The organism is Streptomyces sp. MMCC 100 (assembly GCF_041538145.2).
Lineage (GTDB): Bacteria > Actinomycetota > Actinomycetes > Streptomycetales > Streptomycetaceae > Streptomyces.
In genome coordinates this window covers 3583285-3608867 of the sequence record NZ_JBGORK020000001.1, presented here as the reverse complement: position 1 = coordinate 3608867, position 25583 = coordinate 3583285, and the positions used below count along the sequence as shown (strand labels likewise).

24 protein-coding genes and 4 pseudogenes are annotated in these 25583 nt (G+C 70.6%); 13 read left to right on the top strand and 15 right to left on the bottom strand.

The window, feature by feature from the left end; all coding sequences use genetic code 11:
* Window positions 1-41: 41 nt before the first annotated feature.
* On the bottom strand, window positions 42-1016 hold the full coding sequence (locus ABS735_RS16815; RefSeq protein WP_373905357.1) for a DUF979 domain-containing protein: 975 nt from the start codon (window positions 1014-1016) through the stop codon (window positions 42-44).
* A complete protein-coding gene (locus ABS735_RS16810; RefSeq protein ID WP_052841386.1) occupies window positions 1013-1732 on the bottom strand; it encodes a DUF969 domain-containing protein in 720 nt (239 codons plus the stop codon). The genes ABS735_RS16815 and ABS735_RS16810 overlap by 4 nt, the downstream gene beginning before the upstream one ends.
* 218 nt (window positions 1733-1950) lie before the next feature.
* On the opposite strand from ABS735_RS16810, the gene ABS735_RS16805 reads away from it, so the two are divergent.
* Genes ABS735_RS16805 through ABS735_RS16795 form a run of 3 tightly spaced genes read left to right on the top strand, consistent with a single transcriptional unit; the run spans window position 1951 to window position 4276 of the window.
* Window positions 1951-2703 carry a LamB/YcsF family protein gene (locus ABS735_RS16805; protein WP_373905358.1) on the top strand — a complete coding sequence of 251 codons (753 nt, stop codon included), beginning with the start codon at window positions 1951-1953 and terminating at the stop codon, window positions 2701-2703.
* Window positions 2700-3422, top strand: a complete 723-nt coding sequence (locus tag ABS735_RS16800; RefSeq protein ID WP_373905359.1) for a 5-oxoprolinase subunit B family protein — start codon at window positions 2700-2702, stop codon at window positions 3420-3422. The genes ABS735_RS16805 and ABS735_RS16800 overlap by 4 nt, the downstream gene beginning before the upstream one ends.
* Window positions 3419-4276, top strand: coding sequence for a 5-oxoprolinase subunit C family protein (locus ABS735_RS16795; RefSeq protein ID WP_373905360.1), 858 nt, complete (start codon window positions 3419-3421; stop codon window positions 4274-4276). Before ABS735_RS16800 ends, ABS735_RS16795 begins: the two co-directional genes overlap by 4 nt.
* Here the strand turns inward: ABS735_RS16795 and ABS735_RS16790 are convergent.
* Window positions 4263-4661 (bottom strand): ribosomal maturation YjgA family protein, encoded by a 399-nt coding sequence (locus ABS735_RS16790; RefSeq protein ID WP_373905361.1) that lies wholly within the window; start codon window positions 4659-4661, stop codon window positions 4263-4265. The two genes, ABS735_RS16795 and ABS735_RS16790, sit on opposite strands and share 14 nt — an antisense overlap.
* A gap of 145 nt (window positions 4662-4806) precedes the next feature.
* Here ABS735_RS16790 and ABS735_RS16785 point away from each other — a divergent pair, with 145 nt between their 5' ends.
* Window positions 4807-5862: an ArsR/SmtB family transcription factor gene (locus ABS735_RS16785; RefSeq protein WP_373905362.1), complete on the top strand. Its 1056-nt coding sequence runs from the start codon at window positions 4807-4809 to the stop codon at window positions 5860-5862.
* Here ABS735_RS16785 and ABS735_RS16780 read toward each other — a convergent pair.
* Both ABS735_RS16780 and ABS735_RS16775 read right to left on the bottom strand, forming a co-directional pair.
* Window positions 5799-7097, bottom strand: a complete 1299-nt coding sequence (locus ABS735_RS16780) for a hypothetical protein (protein ID WP_373905363.1) — start codon at window positions 7095-7097, stop codon at window positions 5799-5801. The genes ABS735_RS16785 and ABS735_RS16780 overlap by 64 nt on opposite strands.
* Window positions 7091-8470, bottom strand: a complete 1380-nt coding sequence (locus tag ABS735_RS16775; RefSeq protein WP_373905364.1) for an N-acetylmuramoyl-L-alanine amidase — start codon at window positions 8468-8470, stop codon at window positions 7091-7093. Before ABS735_RS16775 ends, ABS735_RS16780 begins: the two co-directional genes overlap by 7 nt.
* Before the next feature lie 317 nt (window positions 8471-8787).
* Here ABS735_RS16775 and ABS735_RS16770 point away from each other — a divergent pair, with 317 nt between their 5' ends.
* From ABS735_RS16770 to ABS735_RS16760, 3 genes are all read left to right on the top strand, one after another.
* Window positions 8788-9234, top strand: coding sequence for a MarR family winged helix-turn-helix transcriptional regulator (locus ABS735_RS16770; RefSeq protein ID WP_373905365.1), 447 nt, complete (start codon window positions 8788-8790; stop codon window positions 9232-9234).
* Between the two features lie 64 nt (window positions 9235-9298).
* Window positions 9299-10690: an MFS transporter gene (locus ABS735_RS16765; protein ID WP_373906199.1), complete on the top strand. Its 1392-nt coding sequence runs from the start codon at window positions 9299-9301 to the stop codon at window positions 10688-10690.
* Window positions 10691-11219: 529 nt separating this feature from the next.
* On the top strand, window positions 11220-11645 hold the full coding sequence (locus tag ABS735_RS16760) for a DUF2267 domain-containing protein (RefSeq protein WP_373905366.1): 426 nt from the start codon (window positions 11220-11222) through the stop codon (window positions 11643-11645).
* Window positions 11646-11964: 319 nt separating this feature from the next.
* Here the strand turns inward: ABS735_RS16760 and ABS735_RS16755 are convergent, their stop codons facing one another.
* The 3 genes from ABS735_RS16755 to ABS735_RS16745 form a co-directional block, all read right to left on the bottom strand.
* On the bottom strand, window positions 11965-12126 hold the full coding sequence (locus ABS735_RS16755; protein ID WP_373905367.1) for a zinc ribbon-containing protein: 162 nt from the start codon (window positions 12124-12126) through the stop codon (window positions 11965-11967).
* A 249-nt stretch (window positions 12127-12375) separates the two neighbouring features.
* On the bottom strand, window positions 12376-12738 hold the full coding sequence (locus ABS735_RS16750) for a DUF2795 domain-containing protein (RefSeq protein ID WP_373905368.1): 363 nt from the start codon (window positions 12736-12738) through the stop codon (window positions 12376-12378).
* A 79-nt stretch (window positions 12739-12817) separates the two neighbouring features.
* Window positions 12818-12967 (bottom strand): hypothetical protein, encoded by a 150-nt coding sequence (locus tag ABS735_RS16745; protein WP_373905369.1) that lies wholly within the window; start codon window positions 12965-12967, stop codon window positions 12818-12820.
* A gap of 408 nt (window positions 12968-13375) precedes the next feature.
* On the opposite strand from ABS735_RS16745, the gene ctaD reads away from it, so the two are divergent.
* The 3 genes from ctaD (at window position 13376) to ABS735_RS16730 (ending at window position 16539) form a co-directional block, all read left to right on the top strand.
* Complete coding sequence (ctaD, locus tag ABS735_RS16740) at window positions 13376-15112, top strand: aa3-type cytochrome oxidase subunit I (RefSeq protein ID WP_373905370.1); 1737 nt, start codon at window positions 13376-13378, stop codon at window positions 15110-15112.
* Window positions 15109-15483, top strand: coding sequence for a hypothetical protein (locus ABS735_RS16735; RefSeq protein WP_373905371.1), 375 nt, complete (start codon window positions 15109-15111; stop codon window positions 15481-15483). Before ctaD ends, ABS735_RS16735 begins: the two co-directional genes overlap by 4 nt.
* Before the next feature lie 222 nt (window positions 15484-15705).
* Window positions 15706-16539 (top strand): SDR family NAD(P)-dependent oxidoreductase, encoded by an 834-nt coding sequence (locus tag ABS735_RS16730; protein WP_373905372.1) that lies wholly within the window; start codon window positions 15706-15708, stop codon window positions 16537-16539.
* A gap of 93 nt (window positions 16540-16632) precedes the next feature.
* Here ABS735_RS16730 and ABS735_RS16725 read toward each other — a convergent pair whose 3' ends face one another.
* From ABS735_RS16725 to ABS735_RS16715, 3 genes and pseudogenes are all read right to left on the bottom strand, one after another.
* Window positions 16633-17604, bottom strand: a complete 972-nt coding sequence (locus ABS735_RS16725; RefSeq protein WP_373905374.1) for a zinc-binding dehydrogenase — start codon at window positions 17602-17604, stop codon at window positions 16633-16635.
* 142 nt (window positions 17605-17746) lie between these two features.
* Entirely contained in the window at window positions 17747-18640 is an 894-nt protein-coding gene (locus tag ABS735_RS16720) for a Vgb family protein (RefSeq protein ID WP_373905375.1), read from the bottom strand.
* Window positions 18641-18722: 82 nt separating this feature from the next.
* Window positions 18723-18905 (bottom strand): annotated as a pseudogene (locus ABS735_RS16715) (alpha/beta fold hydrolase); the annotation flags it as partial.
* Between the two features lie 254 nt (window positions 18906-19159).
* Between ABS735_RS16715 and ABS735_RS16710 the strand changes: the two are divergent.
* Together ABS735_RS16710 and ABS735_RS16705 are read left to right on the top strand one after the other, a co-directional pair.
* Window positions 19160-19720, top strand: coding sequence for a DUF6328 family protein (locus ABS735_RS16710; RefSeq protein WP_373905377.1), 561 nt, complete (start codon window positions 19160-19162; stop codon window positions 19718-19720).
* 222 nt (window positions 19721-19942) lie between these two features.
* Window positions 19943-21580, top strand: coding sequence for a SpoIIE family protein phosphatase (locus tag ABS735_RS16705; protein WP_373905379.1), 1638 nt, complete (start codon window positions 19943-19945; stop codon window positions 21578-21580).
* Window positions 21581-22021: 441 nt separating this feature from the next.
* Here the strand turns inward: ABS735_RS16705 and ABS735_RS16700 are convergent, their stop codons facing one another.
* The 4 genes and pseudogenes from ABS735_RS16700 to ABS735_RS16685 all read right to left on the bottom strand — a co-directional run.
* The gene (locus ABS735_RS16700) at window positions 22022-22954 is read right to left on the bottom strand and encodes an aldo/keto reductase (RefSeq protein ID WP_373905380.1); all 933 of its coding nucleotides are present in this window, start codon (window positions 22952-22954) and stop codon (window positions 22022-22024) included.
* A 28-nt stretch (window positions 22955-22982) separates the two neighbouring features.
* Complete coding sequence (locus tag ABS735_RS16695; RefSeq protein ID WP_373905381.1) at window positions 22983-23840, bottom strand: aldo/keto reductase; 858 nt, start codon at window positions 23838-23840, stop codon at window positions 22983-22985.
* Window positions 23841-23990: 150 nt separating this feature from the next.
* Window positions 23991-24218: pseudogene (locus tag ABS735_RS16690) on the bottom strand (phospholipase D-like domain-containing protein); the annotation flags it as partial.
* Window positions 24219-24341: 123 nt separating this feature from the next.
* Window positions 24342-24479: pseudogene (locus ABS735_RS16685) on the bottom strand (sigma factor-like helix-turn-helix DNA-binding protein); the annotation flags it as partial.
* Between ABS735_RS16685 and ABS735_RS16680 the strand changes: the two are divergent.
* Window positions 24480-25399: pseudogene (locus ABS735_RS16680) on the top strand (IS256 family transposase); the annotation flags it as partial.
* Between the last annotated feature and the right edge of the window lie 184 nt (window positions 25400-25583).

Below are 25583 nucleotides of genomic sequence, written 5' to 3'. Positions count from 1 at the left end.
GTGCGGGCGGGGCCCGTACCGGCGGTCGGAAGGCGAGACGGTCAGAAGGCGAAGAGCGCCATGATGACCGTGCAGCAGCCGAGCAGCGCGATGCCCGTCGGCAGCTGTGCCTTGATCGGCCCGTACTGGTCCTTCAGTTCGAGCAGCGTGGCCGGGACGATGTTGAAGTTGGCGGCCATCGGCGTGCACAGGGTGCCGGCGAAGCCGGCCAGCATGCCGACCGCGAGGACGGCGGGCTCGTTGCCGTGCATCTGCTGGATGAGCACGGGCCAGCCGATCGCCGCCGTCATCACGGGGAAGGCGGCGAAGGCGTTGCCCATGATGACGGTGAACAGGAACATGCCCACGCAGTACGCGACGACGGCGAAGTACTTCGAGTCGTCGGGGAGGATCTTGTTCATGATGTCGCCGACCTGGTCGCCGACCCCGGCGGCGGCGAAGATCGAGCCGAGCACGGCCAGCAGCTGGGGCAGCAGCAGTGCGGAGCCCATCGCCTCCAGCATGGAGCGGCCGGAGTGGATCGGGACGGAGAGCTTCTTCTCGCCGGTGACCAGCATGCCGACGACGAGCGCGGCGATGCAGCCGAGGCCGAGCCCGAGGAGGGTGGCCTTGCCCGTCTCGAAAAGGCCGGACTCGTCCAGCACGGAGGCGCAGACGATCGCGACGAGCGGGATGGTCAGCGCGGGTACGAAGATCTTGTTGCCGAGCCGGCCTGCGGCGGCCTCGCGCTGCTCGCCGGTGGTGGTGACCGGGACGCCCTTGCCGAGGAAGTTGAAACCGGCGAGCACGATCAGGGCGAGGACGGCGACGCCGAGCGGTTCGGCGGGCAGGGTCCAGCCGCCGTTGCCCGCGGTGGCGTTGGCGACACCGGTGCCGTAGGGGAAGGTGAGTCCGAGCAGGCCCCAGAACGCGGCGGAGGTCCACCGCTTGGGATTGCTGCGGTCCGTGGCCATCTGCACGGCCATCACCACGAAGACGAGGCCTATCAGCCAGTACAGCCATTCGACCTTGATCACTTGTCGGCCCCCTCGGGAAGCGGCAGGTCGTGTTCGGCGGCGGCCTGCGCCATCTCGCGCTCGAGCTGCTTGTCCATGAGCAGCAGCCGGGCACCGTGGATGAGGAAGGCGCAGACGGCGAGCGGGATCGCCCACAGGGCGAGCTGGGTCGGCTCGATGTCCTGGTGGTACGTCGAGTTCACGAAGCCGGTGATCAGCAGGATGGAGCCGATCGCGATGAAGCAGTCCTCGCCGAAGAAGACGCCCACCGTGTCGGCCGAGGCCGAGTAGGAGCGCACCTTCTCGCGCAGCTTGTCGGGCAGCTTGGCCCCGGTGGAGCGTTCTGCGGCGGCCTCGGCCATGGGTGCGACCAGGGGCCGCACGGTCTGGGCCGGGCCGCCGATGCTGTTCAGGCCGAAGGCCGCGGTGACCTGCCGGACCAGCAGGTAGACGGTGAGGAACCGGCCGGCGCTGAGCTTGCCCAGCCGGCCGATGAGATTGCGGGCCTGCTCGCGCAGGCCGTAGCGCTCGAGCAGCCCGATCACCGGGAGCACGATGGCGTAGACGGTGACCGAGCGGCTGTCGGCGAAGGACCGGCCGAAGGCCGCGAGGACCTCCAGCGGGTTCATCTTGCCGAGCAGTCCGGTGACGATACCGGCGACGCCCACCACGAGGACGGGGTTGCGGCGCGTGACGAATCCGAGGATCACCACGACCACACCGAGGAGAACGATCATTCGGTGGCCTTCTTCAGGCATGAGGGGGCAGGGCACGGATCCGGAGCTTCGGAACGTGACTCATCGGTCCTGGGGACCATAGCTCCAGATACGTGGCAGATGCACGGACACTAGCGATCGTTGAACGATCTAACAAGAGGTGGATCCTCATCGTCTCCGGGAGCGGTCGAGCGGGCCGCCTCTTGTCGGATCGTTCAACGATCGTCTACTTTCAGGGTGTGATCGACCTCAACGCAGACCTCGGTGAAGGCTTCGGCCGCTGGACCCTCACCGACGACGACGCCCTGCTCTCCGTCGTCACCAGCGCCAACGTCGCCTGCGGATTCCACGCGGGCGATCCCTCGGTGATGCGCCGCGTCTGCGACCTCGCCGCGGAGCGCGGGGTGCGGATCGGGGCGCAGGTGTCCTACCGCGACCTGGCGGGCTTCGGACGGCGCGCCATGGACGTGCCCGCCGACGAGCTGGCGGCCGAGGTGGCGTACCAGATCGGCGCGCTCCGGGTGTTCGCCGAGGCCGCAGGGGCCGTGGTCGCCTACGTCAAGCCGCACGGCGCGCTCTACAACCGCACCGTCCACGACGACGGGCAGGCCCGTGCGGTCGTGGCCGGGGTACGGCTGGCGGGCGGCGCGCTGCCCGTGCTGGGCCTTCCCGGCTCGCGGCTGCTCACGGCCGCCGCCGACGCGGGGCTCACCGGCGTCCCGGAGGCCTTCGCGGACCGTGCCTACACCGCGCGGGGCACCCTGGTCCCCCGCCGCGAGCCGGACTCGGTGGTGACGGACGAGGACGCGGTGGTACGCCGTGCGGTGGCGTTCGCCGTGGAGGGCTCCGTCGAGGCCGTGGACGGTACGGCCGTCGCGGTCGCCGCCCGCTCCCTGTGCGTGCACGGCGACACCCCGAACGCCGCCCGGATCGCCGCCCGGGTGCGTGCGGCGCTGGAGACGGCCGGGGTGGGGATCGGGGCGTTCGCATGACCGGTGCACGGTCCCTCACCGCGCGTCCCGCCGGCCGCCACGCCCTCCTCGTCGAGTTGTCCGACGCCGAGCACACCGCGGCCTTCCACGCCGAGGTGCTGCGCCGGCGCGCCGCCGGTACGCTGCCGCCGGTCACGGAGGTGGTGCCGGGGGCGCGGACCGTCCTGCTGGACGGGGTGCCGGACCCGGAGGCGCTGGCCCGCCGGGTCGCCGGCTGGGAGGTGCCGCCGGTCGCGGACGACACGGGCGACGCGGTGGAGATCCCCGTGCGCTACGACGGGCCGGATCTGGCCGACGTGGCGGCCCTGTGGGGGGTCGCACCGGACGAGGTCGGCGCCCGCCACAGCGCGCACACCTACCGGGTCGCGTTCTGCGGCTTCGCGCCCGGGTTCGGCTACCTCACCGGGCTGCCGCCCCGGCTGCACGTCCCCCGCCGGTCCACGCCCAGGACCCGCGTGCCGGCCGGCGCGGTCGCCCTCGCCGGTCCCTACAGCGCGGTCTATCCCCGCGCCACCCCGGGCGGCTGGCAGCTGATCGGCACCATGCCCGACCCACGGCCGCTGTGGGACCCGGCGCGGGAGCGGGCGGCGCTGCTCACACCGGGCACGCGTGTGCGGTTCGTCACAGCGGACGACACAGGGACGGACAGCGCGAGGACGGCGGACCCCAGGGCCGACCGCGCCACGGCGGCCGACGCGGACCCGGAGGCCGGGGCATGACGGCCAAGCTGACGACGGTGCGCTCCGGTGCGCTCACGACGGTGCAGGACGCGGGCCGGCCCGGCCACGCGCATCTGGGCGTCCCCCGCTCCGGCGCGCTGGACGCGCCCGCGATGCGGCTCGCCAACCGCCTCCTCGGCAACGACCCCGACGCCGCCGTCCTGGAGACGACCCTGACCGGCTGTGCCCTGCGGCCCGACCAGGACGTCACCGTCGTGGTCGGCGGGGCACCCTGCCCGGTGACGGTCGACGGCGGGCCGGCCGCCTGGGGCGCCCCGGTGCGGGTGCCGGCGGGCTCGGTGCTGGACGTCGGTGTGGCGACCGCGGGCGTCCGCTCGTACGTGGCCGTCGCGGGCGGCATCGCCGGCGAACCCGTCCTGGGCAGCCGCTCCACGGACCTGCTGTCGGGGCTGGGCCCGGATCCCCTGCGCGACGGGGACGTCGTGGCGGTGGGCGCTCCCCCGCGGCCGGTGCCGCTGCCCGTCGCCGCCCCCTGGCCCGGACCGCCGGCCGAACTGGTCCTGCCGGTGCGCCTGGGTCCCCGCGCCGACTGGTTCTCCCCGGCCGCGCTGCGCACGCTCACCTCGGCCACCTACCGTGTCTCCCCGCACAGCAACCGGATCGGCCTGCGCACCGAGGGGCCGCCGCTGCAGCGCACGTCGACGGGTGAACTGCCCAGTGAGGGCATGGTTCTGGGCGCCGTACAGGTCCCGCCGGACGGACGTCCGGTGATCTTCCTGCACGACCACCCGACGACGGGGGGCTATCCGGTCGTCGCGGTCGTCCCGGAGCCGGCTCTCGCGGCGGCGGCCCAGGCTGCGGTCGGAACACCGCTGCGCTTCACACGCGCCTGACGACCGACCAGCCGGTCACCGCGCCGACCGCGTACCAGAACAGGTCCGGTGCGTTGAAGGTGGACCCCAGCACCAGACGGGCCGCCGTGCTCTGCCGGGCGAGGTGCGCCGGCCCGTCGGTGAGCTGGAGGAACTCCACTCCCCAACTCACCGCCAGGGCCACGGCGGCGGCCTTCGCCGGTGCCGTTCTCGGCGCCGCCACGAGGACGAGGGCGAACAGCAGCAGGGTGTACAGCGCGTCTCCGCCGTACTTGGCCACCTCCCCCGTCGCGACGGCCCTGAGTGCCAGTCCGGCGCCGACGATCACCGCTGCGGCCGTCGCGGCCGCGAGGCGCTTCCGCGTCGGATCGTCCCGCGCGGGGACCCTGGTGGAGGAGGAGGTCATGCGTCCATTGTGCGGTCGGTTCCGCCGCCGATTCTCCACGGCCTGTGGCGGACGCGCGTAGACCTCGGGCACCATCGTCCTGCACCGCACGACTGCGTGGTCAGCTTCCGCGAGAATCCGCCGGGACGCGAGTGGAGTGGGGTCAGTGCTTCAAGTCGAGTTCGACCAGGGCGCGTTGGCCCGGTTACGGGTGGCGCGGGGCGCCGACGCCCTCTGGGAGACGGTGCTGAGCCTGCAGCTGCTCCAGAACGGCCAGGAGTCCCTGGCCTACGACCCCTGGCGGCGCGAGGTGCGCCGGGCCCTCCACCGGGCCGGACTGACCGACGACGTCAGGGCGTTGATGTCGCTGTGTCCGGCCGCGGGGTACTTCCCGGACTTCCTGACGCCCGGTCTCGGCGACCTCGGACTGGAGGACGCCGTGGACCGGGTGCAGTCGACGCCCCGGCGCCGACTCGTCACCGAACTGACCCGGTTGTGTGCGGAGTCGCACGGTCCGGTTCCGCGCAGTGTGCGGTGGGTCGCCACCGGGGAGTCGACGGCACTGCGCTGGCTCGGCGGCACGTTGCGGCGCTACCACGCCCTCGCCGTGGCACCGTACCTGTCCGTGATCCGCGCCCGGGCCGGTCAGGACCGTGCCCGTCGGGCCGAGGCGGCGCTCGCCGGCGGGGCGGAGGCGCTGCTGGCGAGCTACGCGGAGCTGCCGGGCTGGCGGCGGCCCGACGGCACCCGGCTCGCCACCCCCTATCCCGAACCCCGGTTGCTGCGGCTGGGCGGGCGCCCGCTGACGCTGGTGCCCGCCTTCTTCTGCGTACGCGCCCCACTGGCCCTGGTGGACGAGTCGCTGCCGCACGTGCTGGTGCATCCGCTGTGCCCTGAGCCCGGCTGGCTCCCGCGGCTGCGGTCCGGCGCGGCCGGGCCGTCCGTCGCGCAGCTGATCGGCGCGTCCCGGGCCTGGATGCTGGAGTCGCTGGAGGCGCCGATGACGACGACGGCCCTGGCCACCGCGCTGCGCCTGGCCCCCTCCACGGCGAGCCGGCACGCCGCCGTACTGCGCGAGGCGGGGCTGGTGAGCACCCGGCGCGAGGGCAACCGGGTGCTGCACCACCGTACGGCGTTGGGGTCCGCGCTCCTGGAGGCTCAGCAGGTGGGCACGCCCGGGAGCCACGCGTCGGCCACGTCGATGAAGATGTTGGAGACGTAACCGCCGTAGTCGGGCAGGTAGGACCAGGCGTCGTTGCTGTAGCCGTCGTAGTTCACGAGCTGGCCGTGGACCTGGCACCGCACGCGCACGGTCGTGGGCCCGGGCAGACTCGCCACGCGCGTGGATGCGGCCGTCGCCTGCTGCCGGACGCTCACGTCGGTGCCCCAGGTCGGGAACGACGTGGTGTCTCCGCCGCCGTCGGTCCACAGGTAGGTGACGGTCACCCAGCCGTTGTCGTTCAGGCCGACGTTGTAGAAGGTGCCGTCGGCGAGGTCGATGCCGGCCGGGTTGGCGACCTGCCGGCCGAACTCGTCGCGCCCGCCGTTGTAGCCGTCCTCGTACGCGGCCTGCGCCTCGGGCAGCCCCTGCGGCAGGTCCTTCCACTGCTCGCGCTGCGCCGAGGGGTTCCAGTGGTCGTCGTGCGTGTTCCACGGGCCGACGTCCCAGACCGGTGCCGTCTCGCAGCGAGCGGGCCCGCACACCTGCACCGAGTACTGACCGCTGCCGTTGGGTGACAGGGCACGGCGGGAGGGGAGCGCCACGAAGTGGTCGTTCGCCTGGATGACGTGACCGTTGGCGGTGGTGTGCCCGACGAGCCCCTCGCGGGTGGCGTAGACGCGGGCGGAGAAGGCGGAGGCCGTCGCCGCCGGTGCGGGTTCGGCGGGGGCGGTGCCCGTGTCGTCCGCCGTCAGGGTCACCGCGCGCACGGCCGCGGTGGGCTCGCCCTTGGCGTTCCACAGGGTGAGGCGGGCCTGGACGTCGACGACGTCACGGGGCAGCTCGGCCGGGGTGCCGGCCGCCGCCCGCCGCCACTCGGTCCAGGTGCCGTCGGCCGTGCGTCCGCGTACGTCGACCTCGACGCTCGCCGCGTCGGGCACCGTCGCGTCGAGGTCCGCGGTGACCCGGTTCACGGGCCGGTCCACGTGGTGCGTCTCCAGTACGGCGGAGGCGTAGCCGCGGTCCCGGCCGAGGGAGGCGGGGCTGACGGAGCCGTCGCGCACCCGCAGGGCGCCCGAGTCGTACCGGACGTTGACGTCGTCGGTGCCGGTCCTGGACAGGTCCGCGCGCCAGGACACCGGGGCGGGCGGGACGGCGGCGTCGGCGGCCGGGGCGGGCGCGGCGGCGAGGGTCATGCCGGCGAGGGCGAGCAGGCCCACCGTGCCGGTCAGGGCGCGGGTGGTCCGCGGTCTGCGGCGCGGGGCGGAGCCGCGGCGGAGGAGGGTAGGCGTCAGCATGTGGGCACTCCCGGGAGCCAGGCGTCGTCGACGTCGATGAAGATGTTGGAGACGTAACCGCCGTGGTCGGGCAGGTACGACCAGGCGTCGTTGCTGTAGCCGTCGTACTCGACGAGGCCGCCGTGGACCTGGCAGGCCACGCGGACGGACGTCGGTCCTGGCAGACTCGCCACCCGTGCGGAGCCGGTCGTCGGCTGCTGACGGATGCTCACGTCCGTCCCCCAGGTGGGGAACGGGGTCCCGGTGGCGCCGTCGTCGCCCTGGACCAGACTCATGTAGTAGGCCCAGTCCCAGTTGGGGCCGGGGTCGGTGTGGTCGTTGCCGGGGACCTCGCTGTGTCCGACGATGTGCGCGCGGTCCTTGGGGATTCCGTACTTGTCGGTGAGGTAGCGGGTCAGCGCCGCCGACGAGCGGTACATGGCGTCGGTGAACCAGGCGGGGTCGTCGACGTAGCCCTCGTGCTCCACGCCGACGGAGTAGGGGTTCGCCGAGCGGGCGTGCCAGGCGGTGTCGCCCTCGCGCACCGCCTGGGTGATCTGCCCGTCGGAGGACCGCACCACGTAGTGAGCGCTGACCTGGGCGGACGGATTCTGGAACCAGCTGATGGACCCCGCGTACGAGCCCTGGGTGACGTGGATGACCACGGTCGTGACGGCCGAGCTGCGGCCGGCGGCGTAGTTGCCGGAGTAGGCCGGGTTCCAGAGCGCCGAGGGGTATTCGGCGGCCGCGGCGAGTCCCGCCCCGGTGTCCACCCCGGCGTACGTGCCGCGTTCGGGCCGCACCGTGCGCGGGGCGACGGTGACTTGTTCGCCGCCGTCGACACGGGTCCGTACGCCCTCGCCGAGGATCTCGTAGACCGCGTCGGCGTACAGGCGGGCCGCGGCCTTGCCGCCGGGGGCGCCGTAGCGGGCGGCGACGGGGTACCAGGCGCCGAGCCGGTCACGGTCGGCGGCGTCGAGGCCGGCCTCGTCGGCCAGGGCGCGCAGTACGGCGGCGGCGCCCCGGATGTTGGCGCCGGTGTCCTGCCTGAGGTCGGCGAGGCTCGCGCCGGTGAGCCGCGCGGCCCGTTCCAGGGTGTGCCGTTCGGGGTTGCTGACCAGGTGCATCATGCCGTAGCCGTGGTCCTGGCTGGGCAGTCCGGCGTGGTCGTCGAGGCGGGTCTCGCCGTAGCCGATGGCGACGAGGAGGTCCCGGGGGACGTCGTGGGCGTCGGCCGCACGGGCGAACGCCGCGTTGACGGAGGTGCCGGGCGGGACGGGCGGCGCGGGTGCGGCGGTGGCCGGGGACGGCTGGCCGGTCAGGGCCAGGGCGGCTGCGACGGCAGCGGCGCACAGTGCGGTGCGCGCACGTCTGGCGGGGAGTCCGGAGGACATGTGGGGGCTCCGCTCTCTCCGGTGCCCGCGGGGGGTGTGGGGTGACGACCGCACGGGCACCGGGAGGGCGCGGCCGACCGGATGCGTGGGCCGAACGCGCCCGCGAGGCACGGGAGTTGTTCGCACACCGGTCGTCGCATGATGGATCGCCCAACTTGTCGTGAGCAAGTCATTGCAGCCTGAGCGAAAGGCCTTGCGGTCACGCGTGCAGCCCACATGCGAAGCCGACATGCGCAGCCGATGCGTACGGCCGGCCTGCACAGCTACATGTACAGCCAAGGCTGTACAGCTCTTCCTGCGGACATTAATCTGGAGGCATGAGCGAGAACGAGAGCCCGTCACCGTCTGCCGTCCAGGCGTCGCGCGAGGTCCGTGCGGTCATCAGCCGGTTGCGCCGACGCATCCTGAAGGCGTCCGAGGTCGAGGACCTCACCCTGGGCCAGTCCTCGGTCCTGGCCCGGCTGTCCGACAAGGGAGGCGTCACGGCCAGCGAGCTCGCCGCCACCGAAGGGGTCCGGCACCAGTCGATGACGGCGACGGTCGCGGCGCTCGCCTCCATGGGGCTGGTGGAGCGGCATCCCGACCCGGACGACGGGCGCCGCCTGCTGATCACGCTGACCGCTGAGGGCGTGCGTCGGGTGGAGGAAGGCCGTCAGGCCCGGACAGAATGGCTCGCCGATCGCCTGCAGGCCAGATGCACGGAGGAGGAGCGCCGCGCGGTGATCGCGACCATGGCCGTACTGGAGCGACTGACCCGTGACTGACGCGAAGGCGGGCCCGGCCGTCGGCGCGGAGAAGCCCGGCTTCGACCGCAGGCTGCTGCCGCCGATGCTGCTCGGTTCGGTGCTGAACCCGATCAACTCGACGATCATCGCGGTCGCCCTCGTACCGATCGGCAGGGCCCTGGGCGCACCCGCCTCGCAGACCGCCTGGCTCGTCTCCGCCCTCTATCTGGCCACGTCGCTCGGGCAGCCGGTCGTCGGCCGGCTCATCGACATCTTCGGGCCGCGCCGGCTCTTCCTCCTCAGTACCGGCCTCGTCGGCGTCGCCGGTGTCGTCGGCGCCCTGGCACCCGGCCTGGGCGTCCTGATCGGCGCCCGGGTCCTGCTCGGGTTCGGCACCTGTGCCGGCTACCCCGCGGCGATGGCGCTGGTGCGCAGCGAGGCCGAGCGCACGGGACGGGACAGCCCCGGCGGGGTGCTCACCGCGCTCGCGGTCGCCAACCAGACCATCGCCGTCGTCGGCCCGCTGCTGGGCGGTCTGCTGATCGCGGTGGGCGGCTGGCGCACCACCTTCGCGCTGAACGTGCCGCTGGCCGTCGCGGCCGTACTGCTGGGACTGCTGCGGCTGCCCAAGGCGAACCAGGCGAACCAGGCGGACCCGGCGGGCTCGGCGGGCTCGGCGGGCTCGGCGGGCGATTCCACGCGACACGGGAACCTGGCCGCCCGGCTCGACCTGCCCGGCATGGGGCTGTTCGCCGCGATGCTCGTCTCGCTGCTGCTCTTCCTGATGAACCTGCACCTGCACGACTGGTATCTGCTGGCGCTCTCCGCCGCCGCCGGAGCCGCGTTCGCGATACGGGAGCTGCGGGCCGCCACGCCCTTCATCGACCTGCGCGTGCTCGGCGGCAACGCCCCGTTGCTGGCCACCTACGGACGGGCGCTCGTCGCCTATGTCGTCGCCTACTCCTTCCTCTACGGCTTCACCCAGTGGACCGAGGAGGGCTTCGGGCTGACGCCCTTCCACGCCGGCCTGGCGCAGATACCCATGTTCCTGCTGGCGATCGGAGTCTCGATCGTGTCGGGGCGCAGTACGGGTGTCCGGGGGAAGCTACTGCTCGGCGCGGCCGGACAGATCGTCGCGTGCCTGGTGATCCTCACGCTGAACGGGAACAGCCCGCTGTGGACGCTGCTCCTGGTCGCGCTGGTCTTCGGCATCCCGCAGGGGCTGAACAACCTGGCCCTGCAGAACTCCGTCTATTTCCAGACCGATCCGGAGCGCACCGCCTCCTCCGCCGGGCTGCTGCGCACGTTCGCCTACATCGGCTCGATGGTCGCCTCGTCCGCGACCGCCGCCTCCTTCGGGCAACACGCCGACACCGGCGGCCTGCACCGGCTGGCCTGGGTCATGCTCGGCGCCGGTGTGCTCTATCTGCTGCTCACTCTCTTCGACCGCACGCTCGGCCGAACGGCGGGAACGGACACGCGGGCAGCGGCCTGAGCAACCCCCGACGGTTCAGGCCTGAGGGGCCGCGGGCCCTAGAACTGCTTCCCGCAAGTGCATCGATCCGCGGACCGGCGGGTTCAGCGGTGGTAGCCGTGGCCGTGCCGGCCGGCCAGCTCTCGGTGGGCTGGTCCCACGACGCGGTCGACGCACAACGCGACACGGTCTGCGGGCGCTCCGACAAGCCGGTGGCCAGTGGTGACCTGCCGCCCCCGGACAGTGGCCGTCGCAGCCGGGGCGGCCCTTAAGACTGTGCGTACCGCTGCCGCTGCTGAGCGGCGCCGCCGCGGGAGGGGCGCGCCTGGGGGGCATGGTGGCAGCGGGTTGCGCGTACCACCTCCGGTTGAAACACACCTTGCTCTTGCCATTGCCCTATGCCGTGGGCTTCGGCCCGCTGCCCGCCTTCGGGGCGGGACACTCTGCCCTCGTCACGGAACGTCCCGTACAGCGGCGCACCTCCGGGTACTCGTCCTTTTGTCCAGCCGTCGGCGACACCCGACGGGCCGCCCTTGAGGAAGGACACCTCATGCAGCATGACGAGATGATCGGAAAAGTGCAGGCGCTGACCCAGCTGCCAGGCCGCGGGCCGGCCGAGCGGGCGACACAGGCCGTGCTGACCACCCTGGCCGAACGGCTTCCGGCCGGGCTCGCCGATCACATGGCCGCCCAGCTTCCACCGGAACTGGCGGCTTCCGTCCGACAGGTGACGGACTCCTCGGCCGATGGGCCTTCAACCGCGTCGGCTGAGCGATTCGACCTTGCAGCGTTCACCGGAAGGATCGCCGGCCGCGCCGGAACGGACGAGGATGCGGCCGTACGCGAGGCCGCCGCCGTACTGGAGGTGCTAGACGCCGCGCTCGCTCCAGAGCTGATGGAGAACGTGGCCGGGGCACTGCCCGCGGACATCCGCGAGCTGCTGCCCGCAGGCCGCGCCGCCGAGGACGGGGACTGAGGCGTCGAAGACGGATGGGGAACGGCCCTGCAGGCCGTGGCCGACGGTTGACGGCTGGCTGAGAGCCGTCGGCGAACCGGTTGCGGCCCGCTGCCCGGTCGCCGATGCGGCCGGACGGCCGCGCAGATGGCGGAGCGCTGTGAAAGCCAGGTCGTGTCGTAAGGTGCCGTCGCTGATCAGTAGATCGTAGGGCGTCTGTCGGCGTCGCCAGCTCGTGCCTGGGGGGCGCTGGAGCAGGTCCTCTCACGGTCATCCGGCCCCGCTTTGAATGCCTGCCTATTCAGTCCCTGGGTGGGACAGTCACCGGCTTCTTCCTGACTCAAGACTTGTTGCCGGGCTCATTCCTACGGGTTTCGTACTCCTCGTGTCCTTTGGGGCACGGCGGAATCTTGTCGCCCTGCTTGACGTGGACCTTCTCATCGCATTTGGCGCAGTAGAAATCCCCGGTCTTCTGCGCCTTCTCGCCCGCTTTGGCTGTCACGGTCGATCACCTCCGGGTCCTGTCCCGCTGCGACTGGTCGCGGCACGATCATCGTGATGGCGGCTCCGGTGCTGGTCATCTCACCGAAACTGGGAGTGACTGAGCCATTGCCCCCACCCAAGCGCGACCTTCGTCCAGCCGCCACCGCGGGCCCCGAAATGGGGCCTGCGGTGGTGGCCGCGTTGCCCTCAGGACCAGTCGGCAGTGCGGCAGCCGGCGAAGTAGCAGAAGCTACCGGGACAGAAGGGTTCATGCGGCGGGCCCGTGGCCGAGCGCGTTGACGATTTCGGTTACGTTGGCGTACTCGCCGCTGTCCGGCAGTTGCCGCACCGATTCCAGCGTGGTGTCCGGCGCGTGATGTGCTTCCAGGACGTCCAGCACTGTTTGTCGGTCGGCGGGGAAAGCGGATCGCTCGAAATGTCGTGCGAGTTCACGTCGCAGGGAATCTGCTTCGGCTTTCGCCTGAGCCTTTTCCCGCTCCTCTCCGGGCGGCGGCACCGGTCCGCTCGTGTTCACGCGAACATCGTCGTCCGCCGGCGGCTCAGGGTCGTAAGCCTCCTCCGCGTGCGTCGGCCGGCCGGAACGCAGGTGGCCCTCCAGCTCGTGCTTCATCTCGTCGTCCTCACGCGGACTGATCGGATTACTACCTCGCTCCATTGTGGACACCTCGCTTCTTTCATGTACGTCCTCGTCAAACCGAGGTCGGTTCGTGCATCCAATGCAGCAGGGCACCGAAGCGCCCGGGGACGTCGGAGCCGCTCTCTGCCAGGGGAGCAACGATCAGTACTTCGTCGGCCTGTAACGGCACCTGGCCGCAGTCGCCTGCCACGTACAGCAACATGCCGGGCACATCGCTTCGGCGGGTTCGCCGACGTTGCATTCCCAGGCATTCTCGGCCTGAGGGGAAGCGAAGCCACTCTTTCTCCTCATTCGCCCCCTTCCCTCGACCGGGTGCCCGGAGGACAGCGAGGGACACCCTGCAAACGCCTGGCATGCGGCGGCAGGGCGAGCGCCGGCCGGCGCTCGCCCACCAAGAAGTGCTACCGGTACGAGCCGAGGCACCAACGGAAGCTCGGCAAGGATCCCGCACCACGCGGCGGGCGTGATCACTGAGCTTCTTGGCCGACCCCCATCCGAGTGCATTCCGCACGGACCGGCCCGCGTGTCGTTTGCGTCAGGAGTCATACTGCACCCCGCACGGCGAGAATGGACCCGCCCATCACCCCATGCAGCGGGAGACATACGCGCCGTGACCACTGTCCACGAGCCTCCAAGGCCCGAAGCCGGCGACCACTACTCGGACGAACTGCCCCTTCGGCGCAAGGCGCCCGGCAACGTAGTGATCAAGTGGCTGACCACCACTGACCACAAGACGATCGGCACGATGTACCTGGTGACGTCGTTCGCGTTCTTCCTGATCGGCGGCGTGATGGCGCTGGTCATGCGCGCCGAGCTGGCCCGGCCCGGTCTGCAGATCGTGTCGACCGAGCAGTTCAACCAGGCGTTCACGATGCACGGCACGGTCATGCTGCTGATGTTCGCGACGCCGCTGTTCTCCGGCTTCGCGAACTGGATCATGCCGCTGCAGATCGGCGCGCCGGACGTGGCGTTCCCGCGGCTGAACATGCTCGCCTACTGGCTGTACCTGTTCGGCTCGACCATCGCGGTGGGCGGGTTCCTGACCCCGCAGGGCGCGGCCGACTTCGGCTGGTTCGCCTACAACCCGCTGTCCAACGCGGAGCACTCGCCCGGCATCGGCGGTGACCTGTGGATCATGGGTCTGGCCTTCTCCGGCTTCGGCACCATCCTCGGCTCGGTCAACTTCATCACCACGATCGTCTGCATGCGCGCGCCGGGCATGACCATGTTCCGCATGCCGATCTTCACCTGGAACGTGCTGCTGACCGGTGTGCTGGTCCTGTTCGCCTTCCCGGTGCTGGCCGCGGCCCTGTTCGCGCTGGAGGCCGACCGCAAGTTCGGTGCCCACATCTTCGACGCGTCCAACGGCGGTGCCTTGCTGTGGCAGCACCTGTTCTGGTTCTTCGGGCATCCGGAGGTCTACATCATCGCGCTGCCGTTCTTCGGCATCGTCAGTGAGATCATCCCGGTCTTCTCCCGCAAGCCGATCTTCGGCTACATGGGCCTGGTCGGGGCGACGATCGCGATCGCGGGTCTGTCGGTGACGGTGTGGGCCCACCACATGTTCGTGACGGGGGGTGTGCTGCTGCCGTTCTTCTCGTTCATGTCCTTCCTGATCGCGGTCCCGACCGGTGTGAAGTTCTTCAACTGGATCGGCACCATGTGGAAGGGCTCGCTGTCCTTCGAGACGCCCATGCTGTGGGCCACCGGCTTTCTCGTCACCTTCCTCTTCGGCGGCCTGACCGGCGTGCTGCTGGCTTCACCGCCGCTGGACTTCCACGTCTCGGACTCGTACTTCGTGGTGGCGCACTTCCACTACGTGGTGTTCGGCACCGTGGTGTTCGCGATGTTCGCCGGCTTCCACTACTGGTGGCCGAAGTTCACCGGCAAGATGCTGGACGAGCGCCTCGGCAAGATCACCTTCTGGACGCTGTTCGTCGGCTTCCACGGCACGTTCCTGGTCCAGCACTGGCTGGGCGCCGAGGGCATGCCGCGCCGCTACGCCGACTACCTGGCGGCGGACGGCTTCACCGCCCTCAACACCATCTCGTCGATCAGCTCCTTCCTGCTCGGCATGTCCATGCTCCCGTTTCTCTACAACGTGTGGAAGACAGCGAAGTACGGCAAGCCGGTCGACGCGGACGACCCGTGGGGCTACGGCCGCTCGCTGGAATGGGTCACCTCCTGCCCGCCGCCGCGGCACAACTTCTGCACGCTGCCGCGCATCCGCTCCGAGTCACCCGCCTTCGACCTGCACCACTTCGACCTCACCTCTTTGGACCAGAAGGAGAACACCGGCCGACGTGACGTCATCGACGCGCCGGGACACGAAGGCGAACGGCCATGACCGGCAGTCAGCGCCCACGCCCGCACCTCGACGACGCCGCGACCGTCGCCACGCAGGCAGAGGGCTTCCTGCGGGCTCAGGCCTACTACGACGAAGCCCGCAGCGAAGCACAAGCTTTGTGCGACCGCATGCCGTGGATGACCACAGCCCAGGCCGAAGACTTCACGCGGCACTACGTCGACCATCGGCTCACTTTGACGCGTGCCATGCTCAGCGCGACCGTGGCACGCGCTGGAGAGCTGCGCCAAGAGTACGAAGGACGCTACCTCCAACTGCGCCGCGCCCTGCTCAGACGGCACGCAAGCTGGGTGTCGGTCGTGCTGGCGTCCGCTACAGGCATGCACGCGATGGCCTGGATCTGGCTGCGGTAGCCATGGTGGTGGCGGGCTCGGCACCTCGGTTCCGCCAGTCCCGCTGACCACGAGGTCCTGAGACGATCAGCTCACCCCGCACTGGCACGGTCGCGGGGTGAGCGCCGTCGGCCACCGAGATGGCGTTTCCCTCAGCAACAGCCGGAGACCCGCCTCTGCGATCGACGACACCCCCGAAACTCGCCCACACAGCAGTGGGCCCTTCGAGGAGGGACCCATCCGATGGCAGCTGACCGGGAAACGGGTACAGCCGTGGTGACCGGAGCGTCCTCGGGCATCGGCGCCGAGTACGCCACCCAGCTGGCCCGGCGTGGCTGGGACCTGGTGCTGATCGCACGTCGCGCCGACCGGCTCGCCGCAGTGGCCGAGCGGCTCGGCGACGGCATCGCGGTGACCACAATGGTGGCCGACCTCGCGCACGAGGCAGACCTCGTCCGGGTCACCGAACGCGTAGCCCAGGACGATGTCACCCTGCTCGTGAACAACGCCGGCATCAACGGCTACGGCCCCTTCGCGGCAGCCGACCCCGGCCTTCTGACCAAGGTCATCGACGTGAACGTGGTGGCGCCCACCGTGCTGGCCCACGCGGCGCTTCCTCACATGACGGCTCGCGGCCGAGGTGCGGTCATCAACGTGGCCTCACTCCTGGCGTTCGCCGGTTCCCTGCCGCCGGTCCCACTCCCCCATCGCGCTGTGTACGCCGGTACCAAGGGCTACATGGTGACCTTCACCAGGACTCTGGCGGCGGAGGTCGCCACCACGCCCGTGCGCGTACAAGTGGTCTGCCCCGGACTCACCGCCACGGAATTCCATCTCAGCGCCGGCCACACGCCGGTGTCCGGGCAGGAACGAGTGCACGACGAGGGCGGAATGCCCCCGGCCGACGTGGTCTCCGCATCGCTTTCCGCACTGGACGCCGGTGAAGTGGTGTGCGTGCCCGGCCTGCGCGACGCCGACGCCGTCACCCGACTGGCGGCTGCCGAACGGGCTCTCCGCGACGGCTCCGACATCGTCCTGGCCCCCCGCTACCGGTCAGCGACCACCCACGAGAGCTGATGCCGGTCCCGGTCGGGGGCTGCCCACGTCGCCGTGCCGGGGCCAATCGCCAGGGCACGGGTGATCGAACTCCATTCGCCGAAGTGCGTTGTCCTACTCGCCGTCGATCAGCAGCAGTGACTTGCCCACAGTGGTGCGCGCGGCCAGACCACGGTGAGCTTCGGCGGCCTGCTCCAGCGGGTAGGTGGCGCCGATCGCCGGACGCAGGCTTCCCTTGGCGGCGCGCTCCAGCGCCAGACCCAGCAGTTCCCGGACGGTCTCCTGGTCCGGTGGACCGTCCATGAGCGGCATGAGCAGCCGTATGCCTCGGCGTGCGGCCGATTCCCGGTCCGGGGCGGCGAAGCCGTCGGCGGTGCCGTAGGTGACGAACCGACCACCGTCCGCGAGCGCGTTCACGGCGGCCGTACCGAGCGCCCCGCCCGCGCCGTCGTAGACGAGCGCGGCGCCGCCGCCGGTCGCCTCACGCACCCGCTCGGTCCAGTCCGCCCGCGTGTAGTCGACGACGGCCTCGGCGCCAAGGTCGCGGGCCAGGTCCCGCTTGGCGTCGCTGGACGCGGCGGCCACCACCCGGGCTCCGGCCTCGACGGCCAACTGCACCAACAGTGTGCCCGCCCCTCCGGCCGCCGCCGAGACCAGCACCCACTCTCCTCTGCGCGGCGCCCCCAGCCGGTGCAGGTTGAGCGCGGTCACGCCGTCGTGCACCAGTGCGGCCGCCGTCACGGCGGCCAGCCCGTCAGGGACCGGCATGATTTCCTCTTCACCCGCGACGACCTGTTCGGCGTAACCGGTGCCGGTTCGTACGGCTACGACCCGGCCGACCCAGGCCGGGTCCACTCCGTCACCGATGGCCAGCACCTCACCCGCTCCGCCGCCACCCGGCACGTACGGCAGCGTTCGCGGGAAGATGTCCTGCCCCCACCCGGTGCGCAGCAGGGTGTCCAGGAAGATCACGTCGGCCGCGACCATGCCGACGACGACCTGGCCGGGGCCGGGCACCGGATCGGGCAGGTCCACGAGGGTCAGCACCTCCGGAGCGCCGAACGAGGCCACTTGAACCGCATGCATGAGCAGCACCCTTCACTCAAAACGATGTCCCGCACAGCCTCCAACCTCAAGTCCGGTCGAGGTCAAGAAGATCCTTCCAGCATCGACAAGCTGCTCGCGGTCCGAGCACTCCGGCCGACGGCGGACCTGTTCGCCGATGTGGCTACGGTTCCACCCGCGCGACCCCTCCCGTTTCGAGGGCCACCCACAGAGCGCCGTCGGGACCCAGGGTGATGCCGTGAGGCTCGGACGACGGTGACGGCAGGCTGTACTCGGCGATCTCGCCGCTGTCGGTGATGTGGCCAATGCGGTTGGCTCCCCATTCGGTGAACCAGCACTCCCCGGTGGAGGCCGCGACAATGGCGTGGGGTTTGGCCGTGCGGTCAGGGAGCGGAAACTCCTTGATCCCGCCATCCAGCGAGATCCTGCCGATCTGGCCCGCTGCGATCTCAACGAACCACAGGGCGGCGCCGTCGCTCGTGATGCCCACGGGTGCGGCGCCCGCGGTGGGGAGCGGGTGCAACGCGATCTCTCCGTGGACAGTGATGCGGCCGATCGCGTTCGCCTGGTTGAGGGTGAACCACAGGGCCCCATCAGGGCCTGTGGTGATTGCCGAGGGAAAGGCGCCGGTAAGGGGAAGAACGTACTCGGTGGTCTCCCCCTTCCCGGTGATACGGCCGATGCGGTCGGTGTTCATCTCCGTGAACCACATCGCATCGTCCGGGCCGACAGTGATACCGAAGGGGCCGCTGCCGGGTGTCGGTACGGGGAAGGACTCCGTTTCACCGTCGGCGGTGACGCGGCCGATCCGGTGATCCTGGGACCGTGTGAACCACAGTGCTCCGTCGGGCCCGGGGGTAATGACCGTAGGGCGGCACTCGGACGAGTCCAGGGGGTATTCGCTCAGTTCGCCGTCGAGAGTGAGACGCGCGATGCGCCCACTGCGCGCGAAGGTGAGCCACAGCGCACCGTCCGGTCCGGCCGCGATGCCGTAAGGCCCAGCCCCCTCGTCCGCCACGGAGATCTCCCTGATGGCCGGGGCATCGGAATGGTGCACAGCAACTCCTTGTCGGGGTGGGATCAATCGACGCTCCCGACCGATGCCGCGGCTCCGTCTCGCACCAGGTCGAGAATGATTACCCGCCGGTGGAATGGCTCACCAGCACGGGAGGGCCCCAGGCCGGCGTGGTGACGACGCTACCGATGTCTCGCCAGTACTGCTCGGGACCGGTGGAGTCGAGCCGGTTCTGCCCGTGGCCGCCGAAGTCCACGCCGGACAGGACTCCATCCACGACGGGAAGTTCGGTCGCTGTTCCGGTCACACCGCACCCTGCCTGCGAGAAGGCAGAGGGTGCAACTGCTTTCCTCACTGGGAGGCAGGGCAGTGGGGCGGGCGCTTGCGAAGGGGAAACAGCTGCACCAGTCGGAGTCGCCGTCAGGCAGGGAACAAGGGCCGGCGGCCGCGCAGCGCAAGGCCGGTAGATGCCGCCTCCCCCGCCACATCGTCGGCGTATCCGGCATGCGACCAACTTCAACGGGCAGATGAACGGTCCGCAGAGGGAGGGGGAACACCGACATGACGACGGAGTCGATCGAACGGTCGGAGGCAACGACCGACGGGGGTTGTGCGTGCGGAGGGCAGACCAGGGCTGCCGCAGTCGAGGCACCCGAGACACCGCGGGAGCGGGTCAACCGTCGCTGGAACGAGATCATGCAGGAGACCCGTGTCGCTCAGACGGGGGTCCAGATCCTGTTCGGCTTCCTGCTCAGTGTCGCGTTCACCCCGCTCTTCCACGATCTCAGCACCTTCGACCACGGCGTCTACGTCGCCACCGTCATCTCGGGTGCCACGGCCACCGCGTGCCTGATCGCCCCGGTCTCCATCCATCGCTTCCTGTCGGGGCAGCGGATGAAGGACGAGATGGTGGAGGTGGCGCACCGGCTGATGATGTGCGGCATGCTCCTGATGGCCGGGACCATCGGCTGCACACTGCTCCTGATCCTGCACGTCGTGGTGCCGGGCCTCATGGCGAAACTGCTCGTCGGCGGGGTGATGATCTGGTTCGCACTGTCGTGGTACGCCCTTCCCCTGTGGCTTCGCCGCCGGTCCGCCCGCCGTGCGGCCCGTCAGGACTGAGCGGACAGCGCGGCGCGGCCCGTCGGAGGCGGCCGGCCCACCCGAGGAAGGGTCCGGGCACCGCGACTCGCTCAGCTGAGCCTGTTGCAGCGGCACCGCATGCCCTGACAGCATGCCGCCATGGACGGTCCTCGGCGGCTCGGCGGCCGATCGCAAGCCGACTTTCCCCTGTCCGGGAACCGAACGCGGCATGATGCCCCGCTCCACATCACGCTGGGCGGCATGAAGACGTCCGCCATCGTGCTGGACGACGACGGTGGCATCGTCGCCGCCAACGAAGCGGCCCAGAGGATGCTGGGCAGAAGCCTCGCGGAGCTCGTCGGAGAGGACTTCCACGACCTGCTGCACCGGGACGACCACGGGAACGCCATGCCCCGCACCCGCTGCCCACTGAGGAAGGCGCTTCTCGAAGGCAGCACCAGACATGGCGACACCGGGCGGTTCGTGCTCGGGGACGGCTCCCTCGTCCCGCTGTCCTGGCTGGTCACACCCTATTCACTCGGCGCGAAGGAGCCGGGCGGGCTCGTACTCCTCTATGAGCCGACGCAGGTGAAACTGCGCAAGGGCGATGAAGAAGACCCCGCCCCCCTGACGGAACTGGAGCGCCTGGCCCTGCTCGCGGAGACGACCACGCGGCTCACGTCGACGCTGGATGTGGACGAGGCACTGCACCGGCTGGTGGCCCTGACCGTGCCCCGGCTGGCGGACTGGGCGGTGTTCGACCTGCTCACCGAACGCGACGAGGTGACGCGCGCCCTGGTGATGGAGCACAAGGACGGCGTCCTGATCGAGCGGGAGGACCTGCAGGGCCCCATGCCTCCGGTGCCCGAGGAGTCCCCGATGCCCCTGTCCCGCGCCCTGCGCGGCGCCGCTTCCTCTCTCGCCGGACCTTCCACCTACCAGGGCGAGCCCGATTCGGGTATCGCCGTCGAGCAGCATCGCTTGTTCGCCGAGACCGGCATGCACTCCGCCGTCATCGCGCCCATCCGCGGCCTGCGGGACGTACTCGGTGCCCTGACGCTGGGCCGCTCCCAACGCCGTGCCCGCTTCACCGCCGCGGACCTGCCGCTGCTGGAGGACCTGACGCGCCGGACGGGCCTCGCACTGGACAACGCCCGCCTGTACCAGCGCCAGCGCAAGGTCGCCGAAACCATGCAGCGCCACCTCCTGCCGCAGCTCCCCAGCGTGCCCGGCCTCGAGATGACCGCGAGATACCTGCCCGCCCCGCACGCCTCCTCGGTCGGCGGAGACTGGTACGACGCCTTCGCCCTCGGTTCCGAAGCCCATGCCCTGGCCATCGGTGATGTCGTCGGGCACGATCTCGACGCCGCGGCCGGCATGGCACAGGTACGCAACATGCTGCGTGCCTTCGCCTGGTCCCAGCCGTCGGCCGATCCCAGTGCCGTGGTCAAGCAGCTCGATGAGGCGGTGATGCACATCGCCGAAGTCCCCATGGCGACCATGATCCTCGCCAGGGTCTCGCTCGGTGACGACCGGCTCTGGCACCTGCGGTGGACGAACGCCGGCCACCCGCCGCCCCTGCTCGTCACCCACGACGGGCAGGCCCGCTACCTCGACGACCCCCACGGCATTCTCCTCGGTACCGGGGCCGGCAGACCACGCCCCGACACCGTCACCGTCCTGCCACCCCGGGCCACACTGCTGCTCTACACCGACGGGCTGGTCGAGTCCCCGCACCATTCCATCGACCGAGGGCTGGACCGGCTGCGCCGGCACGCGGCGTCCCTCGCCCGCCGTCCCCTCCCCCGGTTCTGTGACTCCCTGCTGGACGGAGTGCGACCCGACGACAACGACGATGACGTCGCCCTGCTCGCCTTGCGCACACCGGCCCGCGCGTAGGGTGGCAGCGGATCGGCGACGATCGGCCGGGCAGGTCCACGACGGGAACCGCCGAACATCGCCGCCGCGTGGGCCAGAGACCTGGTGTCTCGCACCCGAACCCGGCCAGACGTCGACTCGTGCGGTGGCCGGCGAGGGCGGGGACGCGCAGCGCGCCGTCGCGGCACGGAACCGGCGTCTGCCGGCACCCGCACGTGATGCCGCCGGACGGTCGCCGCGGCGCCGGCCGCAGAGGGCCGCACCCGCACTGCCCGCGCTGGGCACGGCGGGCTCGCGGGCCGCCAGCCGGTGTGCTGCGTGCGGGCGTGGGACCGGACCGGTTCGGACCGGGTGCGCGACTTCCAAGTATGGGGTCTGGAGCAGGCCTTCACCTTTCGCACCAGCACCGCGGCGACCGTCTCCTGCCTGCAGCGCTGAGCCGCTGGGGAGGCCGACGACCGGCTACGGCACCGTGTAGCCGGCGGCGCGGAACAGCTCGTACCACTCGGGCCGGGTGAGCGGGATGTCCGAGCCGAGCGCGGCGGCTGCGACACGCTGCGGCGTGGTCGTGCCGAGCACGACCTGCATGCGCGCGGGGTGGCGCGTGATCCAGGCGACCGCGATCGCCTCGGCCGGTACGCCGTACTTCGTGCTCAGCCGGTCGATCACCGCGTTCAGCTCGGGATAGCGGGGCGAGCCGAGGAACGGGCCGTCGAAGAATCCGGCTTGGAAGGGCGACCACGCCTGGACGGTGATGTCGTGCAGGCGGCAGTAGTCGACGATCCCCTCGTCGCGCACGACCGACTGGTCGAGGCCCTGCATGTTCGCGGCGACACCCTGCGCGATCATCGGCGCGTGCGTGATCGAGAGCTGGAGCTGGTTCGCGACGATCGGCTGTGTCACGTGCTTGCGCAGCAGATCGAGCTGCCGCGGCGTCTGGTTGGAGACGCCGAAGGCGCGCACCTTGCCCGCTGCCGACAACTCGTCGAAGGCACGGGCCACTTCTTCCGGTTCGACGAGCGCGTCGGGACGGTGCAGCAGCAGGATGTCGAGATAGTCCGTGCCCAGTGCCTCGAGCGAACCGTTCACCGACTCCACGATGTGTTCGTAGGAGAAGTCGAAGTACGGGCCGTCCTTGACGATCCCGGCCTTCGTCTGGATGACGAACTGCTCGCGCTCCGAGGGGCTGAGCTTCAGGGCTTCCGCGAAACGGCGCTCGCATCCGTGGCTGCCCGAGCCGTAGACGTCGGCGTGATCGAGGAAGGTGATGCCGGCGTCGCGCGCCGTGCGCACGAGCGTGCGCACCTCGTCGTCGGTCATGTCCTGGATACGCATCAGGCCGAGGACGACGTTGGGGACGACCATGTCGGTGCCGGGCAGGGTGAAGGTCTTCATGCGGCTCTTTCGCTGTGGCTCGGACGGATCAGGCGGACAGGAGCGCGATCTGGTCGGTTGTGAGTTCGAGGTCGGCCGCGGCTGCGGAGTCGCGGATGCTCGCGGGGCGCGAGGCGCCGGGGATCGGGATCACCACGGGCGCGAGCGCGAGCTGCCAGGCGAGCGCTACCTGGTGGACGCTGGTGCCGATCTCGTCGGCGACCTGCTGGAACACACCGTGACGCGCTGCCAGGTCCTTGGCGTTCGCGATGCCGCCGAGCGGGCTCCACGGCAGGAACGCGATGCCGTGCTCGGCACAGTGCTCGAGTTCTGCCTGGCTGGAGCGGAACGCCGGCGAGAACTGGTTCTGCACCGACACGAGCCGGCCGCCGAGCACTTCGCGGGCCTCCTCGATCTGCGCGACGTCGGCGTTCGAGATTCCCGCCATCAGGATGACGCCCTCGTCGAGCAGCTCGCGGACGGCACCGACCGAGTCGGCGTAGGGGACCGCGGGATCGGGGCGGTGGAACTGGTAGAGGCCGATCGCGTCCACGCCGAGCCGGCGGGCGGACTCCTTGGCCGCACGCTTGAGGTACTCAGGATCACCGTTGCGCGTCCACGTGCCGTCGCCGGGGCGCAGGTGGCCACCCTTGGTGGCGACGAGGACGTCGGCGGCGCCGGCCCCGTACTCACGCAGTGCTCGGGCGATGAGTTCCTCGTTGTGGCCCACCTCGTTCGCGTCGCGGTGGTAGGAGTCGGCTGTGTCGATGAGGGTGACACCGGCGTCGAGCGCACCGTGGATGGTGGCGATCGACTGCTCCGCGTCCGGGCGCCCTTCGATCGACATCGGCATACCACCGAGGCCGATCGCGGAGACGGTCCGGTCGCCGATGGTGCGCTGCTGCATGGATCTCCTCGAACTGGACGCTCCCGTGAGCGCGCGGTGCCGCGCGACTCCCCCGCGCTCACTCTAGGAATCGCCGATCCAGAAATCCAACAGCTCTGGTTTCTGGGATTCAGAAGTGTGGGATGTGGATGCGGCGGCGCCCGAGCACCCTCACAGGAACCGGCGGATGGTCTGCACGGCCGCCTCGCGGGTGCGCTGCAACGCGGATCGCTGTCTCCGACGACCTTGCCGAATCGGCTCGCCGGCTGTCCTGTCGGCCTCGAAGTGCCTGTCCAGGGTGGCGGTGAACTCCGCGTCGAGCACGGCGAGCACGACTTCCTCGTCGTGGTCGAGGGAGCGCCGGTCGAAATGGGTCGAGCCGACCAGGGCAGCCGTACGCATACGCCGCCGCCTGGAGCGTCTGATCGGTATCGCGGCGACCGAGGCAAACGCCCTGCGCGCCCTGTGCCACGGAGGGCGGCCGCATCTCCTGGACACTCGTGATCCCTCTTCCCTTTTCCGTCAGCACTCGCTGAGCATGCCGGCCCGCAGGCGGGCCAGCAGTCGGGAGATCAGGCGGGACACGTGCATCTGGGAGACGCCGAGGTGCTCGCCGATGTCCTTCTGGGTGAGTTCCTCGACGAAGCGCCAGTGGATGATACAGGCGTCGACGAGATGGTCATCTCGCTGGCCGCGAAGGGCCTGACCACCGGCGAGGTCCAGGCCCACCTGGCCGAGGTCTATGGCGCCGAGGTCTCCCGCCAGACCATCTCCACCATCACCGACATGGTGCTCGAGGGCATGGCCGAGTGGCAGAGCAGGCGCCTCGACACCGTCTATCCGGTGGTCTTCATCGACGCCATTCACGTGAAGATCCGCGACGGCGCGGTGGCCAACCGGCCCATCTATGTGGCCCTGGCCGTCACGACCGAGGGCCGGCGGGAGATCCTCGGGTTGTGGGCCGGCGACGGCGGCGAGGGCGCCAAGCACTGGCTGCACGTCCTCTCCGAGATCAAAACCGCGGCGTGAACGACGTCCTCATGCTGGTCTGCGACGGGCTCAAGGGCCTGCCCGAGGCAGTGGAGACGGTCTGGCCGAGGACCATGGTGCAGACCTGCGTGGTGCATCTGCTGCGGAACTCCTTCCGCTATGCCGCCCGCCAGGACTGGGACAAGATCGCCAAGCTTCTGAAGCCGGTCTATACGGCGCCGACCGAGGAGGCCGCTCTGGAGCGGTTCGCCGAGTTCGCTGACGCCTGGGGCCGGAAGTATCCGGCGATCGTCAAACTGTGGGAGAACGCGTGGGAGGAGTTCACCCCTTTCCTGCGGTTCGACACCGAGATCCGCCGCATCGTCTGCACCACCAACGCGATCGAGTCGGTGAACGCCAGAATCCGCCGCGCGGTCAAGGCCCGCGGACACTTCCCCAACGAGCAGGCCGCATTGAAGTGCGTCTACATGGCGATCATGTCCCTCGACCCCACGGGCAAGGGCCAGGCCCGCTGGACCATGCGCTGGAAGACCGCGCTGAACGCCTTCGACATCACCTTCGACGGCCGCCTGTCGGCAGCCCGCCAGTAACCCCAACTACCCCAGCTACAGCGCACGTTTGACAGACCCCAGTGCCCCGAAGCCGGGGGCGGACACGCGGGGCGGTGAGGACGTCCCGGTCCCGCCCACCCGCCCAGTGGCTCGGCGCGGCCGAGGCTGTCCGAGTGGTGTCGGCGGTGAGGGACGGGAGGAGCGCGCGTCTGGCCCAATTTCA